Source organism: Lentzea sp. NPDC005914, assembly GCF_040629405.1.
In the GTDB taxonomy this organism is placed as follows: domain Bacteria; phylum Actinomycetota; class Actinomycetes; order Mycobacteriales; family Pseudonocardiaceae; genus Lentzea.
In genome coordinates this window covers 88,312-101,107 of the sequence record NZ_JBEXVQ010000025.1, presented here as the reverse complement: position 1 = coordinate 101,107, position 12,796 = coordinate 88,312, and the positions used below count along the sequence as shown (strand labels likewise).

The 12,796-nt window shown below is 68.5% G+C and carries 17 protein-coding genes; 10 read left to right on the top strand and 7 right to left on the bottom strand.

Features of this window, described 5'->3' with window-relative positions:
• Positions 1-54 precede the first annotated feature (54 nt).
• Positions 55-1,269, top strand: coding sequence for a glucose-1-phosphate adenylyltransferase (gene glgC / locus ABZ345_RS30910; protein WP_359856331.1), 1,215 nt, complete (start codon positions 55-57; stop codon positions 1,267-1,269).
• Here glgC and ABZ345_RS30905 read toward each other — a convergent pair.
• A complete protein-coding gene (locus ABZ345_RS30905; RefSeq protein ID WP_359856328.1) occupies positions 1,266-1,898 on the bottom strand; it encodes an O-methyltransferase in 633 nt (210 codons plus the stop codon). The genes glgC and ABZ345_RS30905 overlap by 4 nt on opposite strands.
• Positions 1,899-2,116: 218 nt before the next feature.
• Here ABZ345_RS30905 and sigE point away from each other — a divergent pair, with 218 nt between their 5' ends.
• The 5 genes from sigE (at position 2,117) to ABZ345_RS30880 (ending at position 5,812) form a co-directional block, all read left to right on the top strand.
• Positions 2,117-2,698, top strand: a complete 582-nt coding sequence (gene sigE, locus ABZ345_RS30900) for an RNA polymerase sigma factor SigE (protein ID WP_245847949.1) — start codon at positions 2,117-2,119, stop codon at positions 2,696-2,698.
• A complete protein-coding gene (locus tag ABZ345_RS30895) occupies positions 2,695-3,225 on the top strand; it encodes a zf-HC2 domain-containing protein (RefSeq protein WP_359856325.1) in 531 nt (176 codons plus the stop codon). The genes sigE and ABZ345_RS30895 overlap by 4 nt, the downstream gene beginning before the upstream one ends.
• A gap of 231 nt (positions 3,226-3,456) precedes the next feature.
• Positions 3,457-4,977 carry a trypsin-like peptidase domain-containing protein gene (locus ABZ345_RS30890; protein WP_359856323.1) on the top strand — a complete coding sequence of 507 codons (1,521 nt, stop codon included), beginning with the start codon at positions 3,457-3,459 and terminating at the stop codon, positions 4,975-4,977.
• 16 nt (positions 4,978-4,993) lie between these two features.
• A complete protein-coding gene (tatB, locus tag ABZ345_RS30885; RefSeq protein WP_359856321.1) occupies positions 4,994-5,368 on the top strand; it encodes a Sec-independent protein translocase protein TatB in 375 nt (124 codons plus the stop codon).
• 57 nt (positions 5,369-5,425) lie between these two features.
• Entirely contained in the window at positions 5,426-5,812 is a 387-nt protein-coding gene (locus ABZ345_RS30880; protein ID WP_359856318.1) for a hypothetical protein, read from the top strand.
• Here ABZ345_RS30880 and ABZ345_RS30875 read toward each other — a convergent pair.
• Complete coding sequence (locus ABZ345_RS30875; RefSeq protein WP_359856316.1) at positions 5,809-6,954, bottom strand: P-loop NTPase; 1,146 nt, start codon at positions 6,952-6,954, stop codon at positions 5,809-5,811. The two genes, ABZ345_RS30880 and ABZ345_RS30875, sit on opposite strands and share 4 nt — an antisense overlap.
• A gap of 103 nt (positions 6,955-7,057) precedes the next feature.
• Here ABZ345_RS30875 and ABZ345_RS30870 point away from each other — a divergent pair, with 103 nt between their 5' ends.
• Positions 7,058-7,525 (top strand): MarR family transcriptional regulator, encoded by a 468-nt coding sequence (locus ABZ345_RS30870; protein WP_359856429.1) that lies wholly within the window; start codon positions 7,058-7,060, stop codon positions 7,523-7,525.
• Positions 7,522-7,920 carry an NUDIX domain-containing protein gene (locus tag ABZ345_RS30865; protein WP_359856313.1) on the top strand — a complete coding sequence of 133 codons (399 nt, stop codon included), beginning with the start codon at positions 7,522-7,524 and terminating at the stop codon, positions 7,918-7,920. The genes ABZ345_RS30870 and ABZ345_RS30865 overlap by 4 nt, the downstream gene beginning before the upstream one ends.
• 124 nt (positions 7,921-8,044) lie before the next feature.
• On the opposite strand, the gene ABZ345_RS30860 is transcribed toward ABZ345_RS30865, so the two are convergent.
• The 4 genes from ABZ345_RS30860 to ABZ345_RS30845 are packed head-to-tail and all read right to left on the bottom strand — an operon-like array spanning position 8,045 to position 10,963.
• Positions 8,045-8,530: a DUF1003 domain-containing protein gene (locus ABZ345_RS30860; protein WP_359856310.1), complete on the bottom strand. Its 486-nt coding sequence runs from the start codon at positions 8,528-8,530 to the stop codon at positions 8,045-8,047.
• Positions 8,523-9,776, bottom strand: coding sequence for a CBS domain-containing protein (locus tag ABZ345_RS30855; RefSeq protein ID WP_359856307.1), 1,254 nt, complete (start codon positions 9,774-9,776; stop codon positions 8,523-8,525). Before ABZ345_RS30855 ends, ABZ345_RS30860 begins: the two co-directional genes overlap by 8 nt.
• A gap of 15 nt (positions 9,777-9,791) precedes the next feature.
• A complete protein-coding gene (locus ABZ345_RS30850; protein WP_359856304.1) occupies positions 9,792-10,628 on the bottom strand; it encodes an aminoglycoside phosphotransferase family protein in 837 nt (278 codons plus the stop codon).
• On the bottom strand, positions 10,625-10,963 hold the full coding sequence (locus ABZ345_RS30845) for a hypothetical protein (protein ID WP_359856301.1): 339 nt from the start codon (positions 10,961-10,963) through the stop codon (positions 10,625-10,627). The genes ABZ345_RS30850 and ABZ345_RS30845 overlap by 4 nt, the downstream gene beginning before the upstream one ends.
• Before the next feature lie 110 nt (positions 10,964-11,073).
• On the opposite strand from ABZ345_RS30845, the gene ABZ345_RS30840 reads away from it, so the two are divergent.
• The gene (locus ABZ345_RS30840; RefSeq protein ID WP_359856298.1) at positions 11,074-12,033 is read left to right on the top strand and encodes a CoA ester lyase; all 960 of its coding nucleotides are present in this window, start codon (positions 11,074-11,076) and stop codon (positions 12,031-12,033) included.
• A gap of 156 nt (positions 12,034-12,189) precedes the next feature.
• Positions 12,190-12,366: a hypothetical protein gene (locus ABZ345_RS30835; protein ID WP_158102676.1), complete on the top strand. Its 177-nt coding sequence runs from the start codon at positions 12,190-12,192 to the stop codon at positions 12,364-12,366.
• Between the two features lie 23 nt (positions 12,367-12,389).
• Here the strand turns inward: ABZ345_RS30835 and ABZ345_RS30830 are convergent, their stop codons facing one another.
• A complete protein-coding gene (locus ABZ345_RS30830) occupies positions 12,390-12,770 on the bottom strand; it encodes a DUF4190 domain-containing protein (protein ID WP_359856295.1) in 381 nt (126 codons plus the stop codon).
• Between the last annotated feature and the right edge of the window lie 26 nt (positions 12,771-12,796).

The following is a 12,796-nucleotide window of genomic DNA, read 5'->3' as shown; positions in this document are numbered from 1 at the left end:
ACAAAGCCGTTTGCGTCTGGTTGAAGCTCGATCGCACAGATAGGGTCACATACCGTGAAGGGGCAGCCGCACGTTCTCGGAATTGTGCTTGCCGGTGGTGAAGGCAAGCGCCTGTGGCCACTGACGGCCGACCGCGCGAAACCGGCTGTGCCCTTCGGGGGCAACTACCGGCTGGTCGACTTCGTGCTGTCGAACCTGGTCAACGCGGGGCTCGCGAAGCTCTGCGTGCTGACGCAGTACAAGTCGCACTCGCTGGACCGCCACATCTCGACGACGTGGCGCCTGTCCAATGTGCTCGGTCAGTACGTGACACCGGTGCCGGCCCAGCAACGCCTGGGTCCCCGCTGGTACACCGGATCCGCCGACGCGATCTTCCAGTCCCTGAACCTCGTCCACGACGAGAAGCCGGACCACGTCGTCATCTTCGGTGCCGACCACGTGTACCGGATGGACCCCGGCCAGATGATCTCGCAGCACGTCGAGTCGGGCGCGGCCGTGACCGTTGCCGGTATTCGCGTGCCCCGGACCGAGGCCAAGGCCTTCGGGTGCATCGACTCGGACGCCTCCGGCAAGATCACCCGGTTCCTGGAGAAGCCGTCCGAGCCGCCGCACGTGCCGGACGACCCGGACGTGACCTTCGCTTCCATGGGCAACTACATGTTCACCACCGAGGCGCTGCTGGACGCGCTTCGCGGGGACGCGTTGAACCCGGACTCGGACCACGACATGGGTGGCGACATCATCCCCATGCTGGTGGACCGCGGTAAGGCGCACGTCTACGACTTCCAGGACAACGAGGTTCCCGGGGCCACGGACCGGGATCGCGGGTACTGGCGCGACGTCGGGACGATCGACGCCTACTACGACGCTCACATGGACCTGGTTTCGGTCCATCCGATTTTCAACCTCTACAACGAGTTGTGGCCGATTCGCACCGCCACTCCGCCGTTGCCGCCGGCGAAATTCATCGCCGGTGGGTCCGCTGAGGACTCGATGGTCGGCCCGGGTTCCATCATCTCCGGGAAGATTCACGGGTCGGTGATCTCGTCCGACGTCACCGTCGAGGTCGGGTCCGTGGTGCAGGGCTCGGTGCTGTTGCCCGGAGTTCGGATCGGCAAGGGCGCTGTGGTGCGTCGGGCTATTTTGGACAAGAACGTTGTGGTGCCCGACGGGGCGTTGATCGGTGTGGACGCGCCGATGGACCGTGAGCGCTACACCGTCTCGGCGAGCGGCGTCACGGTCCTCGGCAAGGGCGTCCGGGCTTACTAGGGCCTGCGGGCGGCGACCAGGAGGCCGTCGCCCAGCGGCAGGATGACCGGCACCAGGCGGTCGTCCTCCTTGACGAGCCGCGCGATGTCCCGCATCGCCTGCGTCGACTCGTCCCGCTTGCTGTGATCCACCACAGCGCCGTGCCACAGGACGTTGTCGAACGCGATCACGCCGCCCGGCCTCAGCATGCGCACGCCGTGCTGCAGGTACTGCGGGTACTCGGGCTTGTAGGCGTCGACGAAGACCAGGTCGTAGGCCGCGTCGGTCAGCCGGGGCAGCACGTCCAGCGCCTTGCCCATGATCAGGCGGGTGCGCGAGGGGGAGATGCCCGCGGAGGCGTAGGCCTCGCGGGCGGCTCGTTGGTGTTCGGGAGCCACGTCTATCGAGGTCAGGATGCCGGATTGGGGCATGCCCGCCAGGAGGTAGAGGCCGCTCGTGCCCGCACCGGTGCCGATCTCGACTACCGCGCGGGCCTGGAGTGCGGTCGCGAGGAACCGCAGTGCGGCGCCTCCACCTGCACCGATGGGCACACAGCCCAGTTCCTGGCCGCGTGCTCGCGCTGCCAGGTGCACGTCGTCCTCGGGGAGGTACTGCTCGACGTACTCCCGCAGGGCCGATTCCGGGGTCACGGGTCGCAGGTTAGTGCCAGTTGTGCCCAAAACGGGTGAACGCGGCCCGAACCGAGATTCTCAGGCTGCTCTCAGCCCACTCTCACGATCGTTTAAAGAGAGCAGGAGAAGGTACATAAGCAGGAAGCCAGGCTCTAGTCGGGAACAAGCCGGACCCGTCGCCCGTTGAGCCGCATAAGGGTCGCCGGGCGGCCCACATGGAGGTGCCGAAACACCTGATGCGCACGCAGTCGAGTTCGCCAGAGGCCGTCGCGCCCATCGAGACGGCCGACTGGACGCCGCCCTCGTGGGACGCGATCGTTCGCGAGCACGCGGACAGGGTCTACCGGCTCGCGTACCGCCTGACCGGCAACCAGCACGACGCCGAGGACCTGACCCAGGAGACGTTCATCCGGGTCTTCCGGTCGCTCGCGTCGTACAAGCCGGGCACCTTCGAGGGGTGGCTGCACCGCATCACCACCAACCTCTTCCTGGACATGGCACGCAGGCGTTCCCGCGTGCGCATGGAGGCGCTGCCCGAGGACAACGACCGCCTCGAGGGTGACGACCTGTCCCCCGAGGAAATCTACGACGAGAACCACCTGGACCCCGACCTGCAGGCCGCGCTGGACGAGCTCCCGCCGGAGTTCCGCGCCGCGGTCGTGCTCTGTGACGTGGAAGGTCTCTCCTACGAGGAGATCGGCGCCACGCTCGGGGTGAAGATGGGTACCGTGAGGAGCAGGATCCATCGGGGCCGCCAGGCTCTGAAGGTCGCTCTCGAGCGCCGTCGTCGAGAATCGTTGCTGGAGGACTCTGCATGACCGACCTCCGTGGTTGGGGCCTGCCTGAGCAGCATCTCTTGCCGGATGCCGTGGTTGCTTTCGTGGACGGAGAACTGTCCTCGGTCGCCCACGAGCGAGCCTCGACGCACATTCAGCGCTGTGGCTTCTGCGCCTTCGAGACCTACACGCAGCAGCAGGCGCGCTCCGCGGTGCGCACCGCTTCGGCGCCCACGGCGTCGGCGTCGCTGCTGGACAGGCTCGGGGCCATCCCGCAGGAGGTCGACCTGCCGTCCGCTCCGGACGGGCTCGCGATCACCGAGGACGGACAGTTCGTCGCCGTGCAGCGCACCGACAAGCCGGCGTTCGGCTCCGGGCCCGTGCTGGGCTCGTCGAGACCGTTGGGCAGCAACGGCTGGTTCAACGGCCGTCGCGCGCGCCAGGGTGCCGGTGTCGTGGTCAGCGGCATGCTGCTCGGCGCGCTCGCGTTCACCACGCCGGAGAGCGACGCTCCCGCCTCGCCTTCTGCTCCCCAGAACGCCGGTGCGGTCTTCGCGACCACCCCCTGACAGTCATTTCACCGTTCGTGAGGCACGCTGTACCTCGAAGGGCCTGCTTCATAGGTCCTGTCCGCGATAGCCGGGGCTGAGGCGGCCCCTGGAGGCGCGGGCGGCCGGCCCGAATACAACACCGGTATGCGGGCCGCCCGCCCGCACCGCCAGGAACCACCTCAGCCGCGACTCTCATCGAACAAGACCTATGAAGCAGGCCCTAACTCCTAGCGGAAAATTCGGGGAGAGATGAGCCAGCAGTCGCCCAACGGCCAGACGCCCACGCCCGTTTCCGGAGTGGACGACGGAGCGCATCGCAGGCTCCGGCCACGGCCCCTGGTGCAGCCGCCGGTCGACCCCGCGTACGCCTCCGCCTTCGGCCGCCCCGAAGGTGTCGACAGTGCGTTCGCCGCGCGCGACGTGCCCGTTCCCTCCGTCGAGTCGGCGCCGCCGCCTCCGGAGTCCCTCGTCACCGCGTTCGGCCGCCAGGGTTCGTCGGAGCTACTGCAGCGGCCGCCGCAGCCGGTTTCCGACCCGGATCCGGACATCGACCCCGTCTTCTGGGGCGACAAGCCCGCCGGTGACCCGTGGCGCGACCCCGCCGCCGGTGCCGTGATCGGCCCGCCCGCCGTGGGCGAGGACCCGCCGGGCGAACCTGAGAAGCGCGTCGAGCCGGGTCCGCAGCTGAGCGTCCCCGAGCTGATCTTCGGCCGCCGCGTGAAGCCGGCCGCTCTCACGTTGCTGGTGGTCGTCGCGCTGCTCGTCGGTGCCGCCGGTGGCCTCGTGGGCTGGCTGATCGGCCGCGCGGGCAACCCGCTGACCGACTCCACGGTCACCCTGGCCGAGGTCGAGCAGGGCAAGGAGCGCCCCGCCGGTTCGATCTCGGACATCGCCAAGCGCGTCACGCCCAGCGTCGTGTCCATCGAGTTCAAGGGCACGAACGTGGCGGGCGTCGGTTCCGGCGTCGTCATCGAGGCCGGTGGCTACATCCTGACCAACGACCACGTCGTCGCCCCCGCCGCACAGGACTCGTCGGCCAAGCTCAGCGTCGTCTTCACCGACGGCACGCGCGCCGCGGCCCGCGTCGTCGGCCGCGACCCGAAGACCGACATCGCGGTCGTCAAGGTCGAGGTCACCAACCCGACCGTCCTGCAGTTCGGCAACTCCGACGAGCTCCAGGTCGGCGACAGCGTGATCGCCATCGGCTCGCCGCTGCAGCTGTCCAACACCGTCACCGAGGGCATCGTCTCCGCCCTGCACCGCCCCGTGACGGCGGCGGGCGAGAACGGCGGCCCCCAGGTCACCTACGACGCCATCCAGACCGACGCGGCCATCAACCCCGGCAACTCGGGCGGCGCGCTGGTCGACTCGCGCGGCGCCCTGGTCGGCATCAACTCCTCGATCCGCACCGAGACCGGCGGTTCGGTCGGCCTCGGCTTCGCGATCTCCGGCAACCAGGCCCGCAAGATCAGCCAGGAGCTGATCCGCAGCGGCCAGGTCAAGCACGCGGACATGAACGTCAACGTCAAGTCCGTGTCCGCCGAGACCTCCGAGGGCGCCCAGGTGCAGAACGTCCCGGCCGGAGGCGCCGCGGCCGCCGCGGGCATCCAGGAGGGCGACGTGATCACCAAGGTGGGCGACCGCATGGTCCGCAACGCCGCCGAACTCGTGGTGGCCGTTCGCGAGCACGAGATCGGCCAGACGGTCCAGGTCGTGCTGGCCCGGCAGGGCCGTGAGCTGAAACTTGACGTAACCCTCAAGAGCGACTGACAAGTAGGCTGGACCCGTGTTCGAGAACATCGGATGGGTGGAGATCCTCATCATCGTCATCGCGGGTCTCTTCATCCTGGGGCCCGAACGCATGCCGGCGGCCGCAGCCTGGCTCGGCAAGACCGTGCGCCAGGTCCGCGAGTACGCCACGGGCGCGCGCGAGCAGCTCAAGCAGGAGATGGGCCCGGAGTTCGAGTCGCTGCGCAAGCCTCTGGAAGACCTGCGGGAGCTGCGCAACTTCGACCCGAAGCGCGCGGTGACCAAGCACCTGTTCGACGACCCCGAGCCGACCAAGGCGAACGGCTATCCGACGCCTTCCACGCCGCCCGCGCCGGAACAGCGGCCGCTCGCACCGGGCGAGCGCCCGCCGTACGACCCGGACGCGACCTGATAGGTGCCACCGTGTCTTGACGTCTACGTGCGTCTTCCGCACTTGGACCGTCTGCGGGTGGAGAACTTCCTCGACACACACGTGGCGCATTGGCGTGAGCCGGCCGCATGGCTCGCGGAGGACGCGGCCGACACCCTCCGCACTGGGCTTTCCGGCTCACCGTCGGGCGAGACGCTGTACGCATCGAGGCTCAGCGGAGTCCGCAATCCTGAGCTGGACTTCGTGATGCTCGCGTTTCCCCGAGACGCAGGCGTCGTCCTGGGCGTGTCCGTCGACCTCGAACCAGACGAAGACGCCGCGATGACGCAGGCTGAGCAGTGGTTGGCCCGGCTGATGGACGAACTGTGCGCAGCGCAGGGTTTCGTGCAGGCCGAGGAGCCGCCACCACTGACCGAAGCCGAATGGCAGGCCGGGATGGCGCGCTCCTTGCGGTCGCGTTCCTAGCGGCCCGCAGGCGACACGTTCAGCAGACGGCCCGCCAGCCCGCGCGACTTCACGGTCAGCTTCTTCGCCACGTCGTTGAGCACCTGAGCAGCCGCCGAGTCCGGCACCGCCTGAACGATCGGCGTGCCCGAGTCACCGTTCTCCCGCAGCCGCGGGTCGAGCGGCACCTGGCCGAGCAGCGGCACGTCGGAGCCGATGGTCTTGGTGAGCGACTCGGCCACGGCCGCGCCGCCACCGGTGCCGAAGACCTCCATGCGCGAGCCGTCGGGCATCTCCAGCCACGACATGTTCTCGATGACGCCCGCGACCCGCTGGCGCGTCTGCAGCGCGATCGACCCGGCCCGCTCGGCCACCTCGGCGGCGGCCTGCTGCGGCGTGGTCACGACCAGGATCTCGGCGTTCGGCACGAGCTGGGCGACCGAGATCGCCACGTCACCGGTGCCGGGCGGCAGGTCGAGCAGCAGCACGTCCAGGTCGCCCCAGAACACGTCCGCGAGGAACTGCTGCAACGCGCGGTGCAGCATCGGCCCGCGCCACACGACCGGCGTGTTGCCCGGCGTGAACATGCCGATCGAGATGACCTTCACGCCGTGCGCCTGCGGCGGCATGATCATCTTCTCGACCTGCGTGGGTTTGCCGTCGGCGCCCAGCATGCGGGGGATCGAGTGGCCGTAGATGTCCGCGTCGACGATGCCGACCGACAGGCCGCGCGCGGCCATCGACACGGCGAGGTTCACGGTGACCGAGGACTTGCCGACGCCACCCTTGCCGGACGCGACGCAGTACACGCGCGTCAGCGAGCCCGGCTGGGCGAACGGGATGACCGGCTCCTCGGTGCCGCCGCGCAACGTCTTGCGCAGCTCGGTGCGCTGGGCGTCGCTCATCACGTCCAGATCGACGCGCACGGACGAGACGCCGTCCAACGCCTCGACGGCCGCGGTGACGTCCTTGGTGATCTTGTCGCGCATCGGGCAGCCCGCGACGGTCAGGAACACGCCCACGACCACGGCGCCGTCAGCGCCCACCTCGACGTCCTTGACCATGCCGATCTCGGTGATCGGGCGGCGGATCTCGGGGTCCTGCACACCGGCGAGCGCCTTGCGGACGTCCTCGACGGTGGGGAGGGGCTGCGTGGTGGTCACCCGGCCATGCTACGTCCGGTTCACGCCTGTCCTACCAGCCGGTCACTTTGGAGCACAGGCCCAGGTCGTAGCGGGGCGGGAGCTGTCCGTAACATCGACGTCCGTGCCGGAATCGGGTAGTTCCCGGTTGCCCACCCGTGTCGAGCTAGGGGTGTGGCGATCGTTCCTCCGCGCGCATGCACGGATCACGAGGGTCCTCGAGGCCGAACTGATTGCTGAGCAGCGCCTTTCGCTCGCGGCGTACGACGTGCTGGTTCAACTGGCCGAGACGCCTTCCATGCGCATGCGCATGACCGAACTCGCCGATGCCGTCCTGCTGTCCCGTTCAGGCGTGACCCGCCTGGTGGACCGTCTGGAACGTGCTGGGCTCGTCGGACGTGAACGCGCCGACGGTGATGGACGCGGCATCGTGGCCGTGCTCACACCGCTCGGTGCCGAACGCCTGCGCAGCGCGTCCGCCACCCACCTGGCCGGCGTCGCCGAGCACTTCGGGGAGAGCTTCGGGCCCGGAGAGCTCGAGGCCTTCGGCCGCACGTGTGATCGACTCGCAGCGGACGACATCTATCCGTGATCACCGTGGTGGGACTTGTGCACGTCGAGGCCGGCCGCCTCCTCGTTGTGCGCTCACGCAACAAGAAGGCCTTCTACCTTCCGGGCGGGAAGATCGAGGCCGGTGAGTCCCCGGCTGAGGCGCTGCGCCGGGAGGTGCGGGAGGAGCTCGGGATCGAGCTGGAACGCCCTTCGGTGCTGAAGCGTTATGTCGCTCCCGCTTATGGGGAGGGCGAGGGCGCGATGGTCGACATGACCTGTTTCACCGCACGGCTGTTGGGTGTGCCGAAGCCGACGAGCGAGATCGCCGAGCTGACGTATGTGACGCGCGACGAGTACCGCGAGCACGCCGAGACAGCGCCCGCGATCCACGAGGTTCTGTCAGACCTGGTCGCGAGTGGACAGATCAGGACGTGATCCGGCGCACTTCCGCCACGACCTGATCGTCCACATCAGCGGCGGTGAGGTCCTCGTACTCCAGGATGTCGTAGAGGTCGTCGAGCCGCGCGAGCTCTTCCGCCTCCGGCAGGCCCCTCGACCGTCACGGGCGGACCTTGCGCTGGTTGTTCTGCTCCTTCACCAGCTTCTCCAGCTCACCCCGGATGAAGTCGCGCGTCGCCACCTCACCCAAAGCAAGTCGCACCGCGGCCAGTTCGCGCGCCAGGTACTCGGTGTCCGCCTTGGTCTGCGCCGCCCGAGCCCGGTCCTCCTCCAGCGACACCCGGTCCCTGTCGTCCTGCCGGTTCTGCGCCAGCAGGATCAAGGGCGCGGCATAGGCGGCCTGCGTCGAGAACGCCAGGTTCAGCAGGATGAACGGGTACGGGTCCCACCTCAGCGACGCCGCGACCAGGTTCACCGTGATCCAGGCGACGACGAGCAGCGTCTGCCAGAACAGGAACTTGCCCGTGCCGAGGAAGCGCGCGAGTCGTTCGGAGAACTGGCCGAAGGTGTCCGGGTCGATCGAGAGGCGGAAGCCGCGTGGTTCGCGCGGCTGGTCGAGCTTGCGCCGTGGCAGCACTTCAGGCATGGCTCAGTCCCGTCTCGCGCCAGTTGGCCGGCAGCAGGTGGTCCAGCACGTCGTCGACGGTGACCGCGCCGAGCAGGTGCTCGGCCTCGTCGGTCACCGGGGCGCACACCAGGTTGTACGTGGCGAAATAGCGGGTGACGTCGCTCAGCGAGGCGTTCGGTGACAGGCGTGCCATGTCCGTGTCCAGCACGCCGGCGACCAGGTCGAACGGCGGTTCGCGCAGCAGCCGTTGGATGTGGACGCAGCCGAGGTAGCGGCCGGTCGGGGTCGCGGAGGGCGAGCGGCACACGAACACCATCGACGCCAGCGCGGGCGTCAGGTCGGGATTTCGCACTCGTGCCAACGCTTCCGCGATCGTCGCGTCCGGCGTGAGGATGATCGGTTCCGGGGTCATCAGACCGCCGGCGGTGTCGAACGAGTACCCGAGCAGGCGGCGGACCGGTTCGGACTCCTCGGGTTCCATCAGCTCCAGCAGGCGGTCCTTGGTGCCCTCGGACAGCTCGCCCAGCAGGTCGGCCGCGTCGTCCGGGTTCATCGCCTCCAGGATGTCCGCGGCGCGTTCCTCGTCCAGGTGTGACAGAACGTCCTTCTGGTCCTCTTCGGACAGTTCCTCGATGACGTCCGCAAGGCGTTCGTCGTCCAGCGCGTCGGCGACCTCGTGGCGGCGCTTGGCCGGCAGTTCGTGCAGCGCGTGAGCCACGTCCGCCGCGCGCATGCCCTCGAAGACCGCGACGAGCTGCTGGGCGCCCTGCGGCTGGCCCGCGATCTCGTTGACGCTCAGGCCGCCGACGTCCTCCCACCGGAACACCTGCGTCGGGCCCTTGAAGCCGAACCTGCCGGTGCGCTGCCGGGCGGCCACCTTGATCATCCGCCAGTCGCGGGTGCGGGTCAGCTCCATCGCGGCGTCCACGACGACCGCGCTGCTGCCGTCCTCGAGCTGGATCTTGGCGTCGAGCACCTCGCCGATCACCAGCACCTCGTTGACGCGCTGGTGGAACGGCCGCAGGTTCACCGACCCGGTCGCGAGCGTCACGGCGTTCGGCTCGATCGAGGTGAGCCGCAGCATCGGCACGAAGATCCGGCGGCGCGTCACCAGTTCGACGACCAGGCCGAGGACCCGCGGCGGCTGGCGGTCGATCCGGAGACTGATCACGACGTCGCGGGCCTTGCCGATCGGTTCGCCGTCGGGGCCGAAGACGGGAAGTCCGGCCAGCTGAGCGATGTAAACCCGGTTCACAGCCACCACAACGTCCAGGCTAGATCACGCTCTGGCCGCCCACCCGGCGATCTCCGCGCAGATCACTGCAAGATCCTCGATGTCCTCTTCCAAACACCAGATCCAGTTGGCCACGGCCCGGTAGAACGTCCAGTCCCGCGCCGTCGCGACGTCCAGCTCTCCAGCGTCGCACAGCGCGAGGAATCGGTCGGTGAGCCCCTTGCGGCCGTCCAGCTCCTCGAACCTGTTCCACAGCAACGGGATCACGCCGTACTCGCGGTCACCGGACAGCGGCTTCGGGTCGATCATCAGCCACGGTTCGCGGTCGCCGCGCAGCACGTTCTCGTAGTGCAGGTCCTCGTTGACCAACGAACGGCCCATCGGTCGCGTCGCGATCTCCCGGGCCGCGTCCAGCAGTGTGCCGGGCACCGCGGGATGGTGCCGAAGCTCACCGGTGAGCCGGCGCATCTCCGCGGGCGCCTCCAGATCCCGATGGCGGCGCAGCATCGAGCCGATCACACCGACCGCGAGCTCGATCGGTTCGTCGTCGAGCGTGTGCGTGTGGTCGAGGCGTTCCAGCAGCAACGCGCCGAGCTCCTCGTCGTGACCGAGCAGCTGCACCGCGCCGTTGCCGTCGTAGAGCCTCAACGCGAGCGGTTCGTGCTCGGTCTCGTGGTCCATCCACGTCAGCTTGAGCACCGCCGGATGCCCGTCGGCCCGGCGGACCGGCAGCACGACGGCGCAGAACCCGTGCATCAGCTCGCCGTCCGGGGCCAGCCGCCACCTCGAACACGCCTTGGTGGCCAGCGTGGGCAGCCTCGAGACCCACTCGTGCGCGCCCTCGCCGAGGCCCTCGCCGAAGCCGGCCGGGACGGTGATCATGCGCTGAACTCCAGCCGGTACACGGCTTCCCACTCCGGTTTGGTGTTCAGCCGCGCGGTCTTCAACGCCTGTGTCGTCTCCTCGTCGGGCTCGGCCAGCCTCGCCACTGCCTGAGCGTCGATGAGGTGCGAATGCGTGCTGGGGGAGCGCACGGTGACGGTGACCTGGGCTTGGTCGGTCAACCCCGGCACCTCCTGTTCGCTGCCGCCCGTGATGACCCACAGCGCGTCGTCACGCCAGTGCGCGTGCACGAGACGAGGTTCGTGACCGGGCGAGGTGATCCAGACGGCGGCTGCCTTTCGCAGCGCCGCGTCCAGTACTCGAGTGATCTCCACCGGTTCAGCGTGCCAGGGTTTGTGAAACGGGACTCAGCGAATATGCGCCCGGAGATGATGCGTGCCACTGTGGCGCACATAGTTACCGGCCGGTACAAGGAGGTACTCCAGTGGTCGACCAGCAGCGTCCCCGTCGCTCGTGTCTGGCGGTCCCCGGCTCGAGCCAGAAGATGATCGACAAGGCGCGCACGCTGCCGGCGGACCAGGTGTTCCTGGACCTGGAGGACGCCTGCGCGCCGCTGGCCAAGCCGGACGCCCGCAAGACGATCGTGGCGTCCCTGAACGAAGGCGGCTGGGACAGCAAGGCCCGCGTCGTCCGCGTCAACGACTGGACGACGGAGTGGACCTACCGCGACGTTACCGAGGTCGTCGAGGGCGCGGGCGCGAACCTCGACTGCATCATGCTGCCGAAGGTGCAGACGGCCGAGCAGATCGTCGCTCTCGACTTCCTGATCACGCAGATCGAGAAGACGATGGGCTACGAGGTCGGCAAGATCGGCATCGAGGCGCAGATCGAGAACGCCCTGGGCCTGAACAACGTCAACGCGATCGCCACCGCGTCCCCGCGCGTCGAGACGATCATCTTCGGCCCGGCGGACTTCATGGCGTCGATCAACATGAAGTCGCTCGTGGTCGGTGAGCAGCCGCCCGGCTACGACGTCGGCGACGCCTACCACTACATCCTGATGCGGATCCTGATGGCCGCGCGGGCCCACGACAAGCAGGCCATCGACGGTCCCTACCTGCAGATCCGCGACGTCGAGGGCTACAAGCGCGTCGCCGGTCGTTCGGCGGCGCTGGGCTTCGACGGCAAGTGGGTGCTGCACCCCGGCCAGATCGACGCGGCCAACGAGGTCTACAGCCCGAAGCAGGACGACTACGACCACGCCGAGAACATCCTCGACGCGTACTCGTACTTCACGTCCGAGGCGGGCGGTAAGCGCGGCGCGGTGATGCTCGGCGACGAGATGATCGACGAGGCGTCGCGGAAGATGGCTCTGGTGATCTCGGGCAAGGGTCGTGCGGCGGGCATGTCGCGCTCGAACGTCTGGACTCCGCCGGAGGACTGAGGCGGTTCAAGTCCGTTACGGATTGTGCGCTACTTCACCCTGATTGTCACTGGACGTGTTCGACCGTCACAGGTTGCGTTCAAAACGGGTGAAGTGGCGCACAATCCGTCACCGAAGTTTGCGGTGGGCCCCGGGGTGGGGTGCATGCTCGTGGGCATGTCACATTCGAGTAACGGTAAGGCGAGCAGACGGTTGCGGCTCTTCAAGCGCCGCGAGGACGACCTGCTCGAGCGCAGCTTCCGCAGCTGCCCGGGATGCGATGCCGACGTCCACGTTTTCGCCGACGTCTGCCGCCACTGCGGTGGCACCCTGGAGATCGCCCTCGCGGGCTGATCTCGTTCCGCTGGGGCCTCGAGCTAGTAGGTCGAGTGATTCGCCGCGGCGATGACCGCGATGATGATGACCGCCGCGTAGAGCAGCCAACCGGCGATGACGACGTACCCGACGATCACGCCCGCGAGCGCCATGCCGCGGCCGTCCTCCTCGCCCCGCCTGATCTTCCCCATCGCGATGTGGCCGAAGATGACGCCCACGATCGCGGTGACACCGCAGGTCGCAAGGCCTACGCACGACAGCACGAGCGCGAGGATCGCGTTGGTCTGCGGCTTGGGCGGCTGGTAGCCGTAGCCGGGGCCGTACATGGGCTGCTGGCCGTACATCGGCTGGCCGTAGGGCTGGCCGGGCTGCTGGCCGTACGGATCGCCCGGCTGCTTCGGGTTGTACGGGTCGTACGTCATCGCTGTTCCCCCTAGAAGTGGTGAGC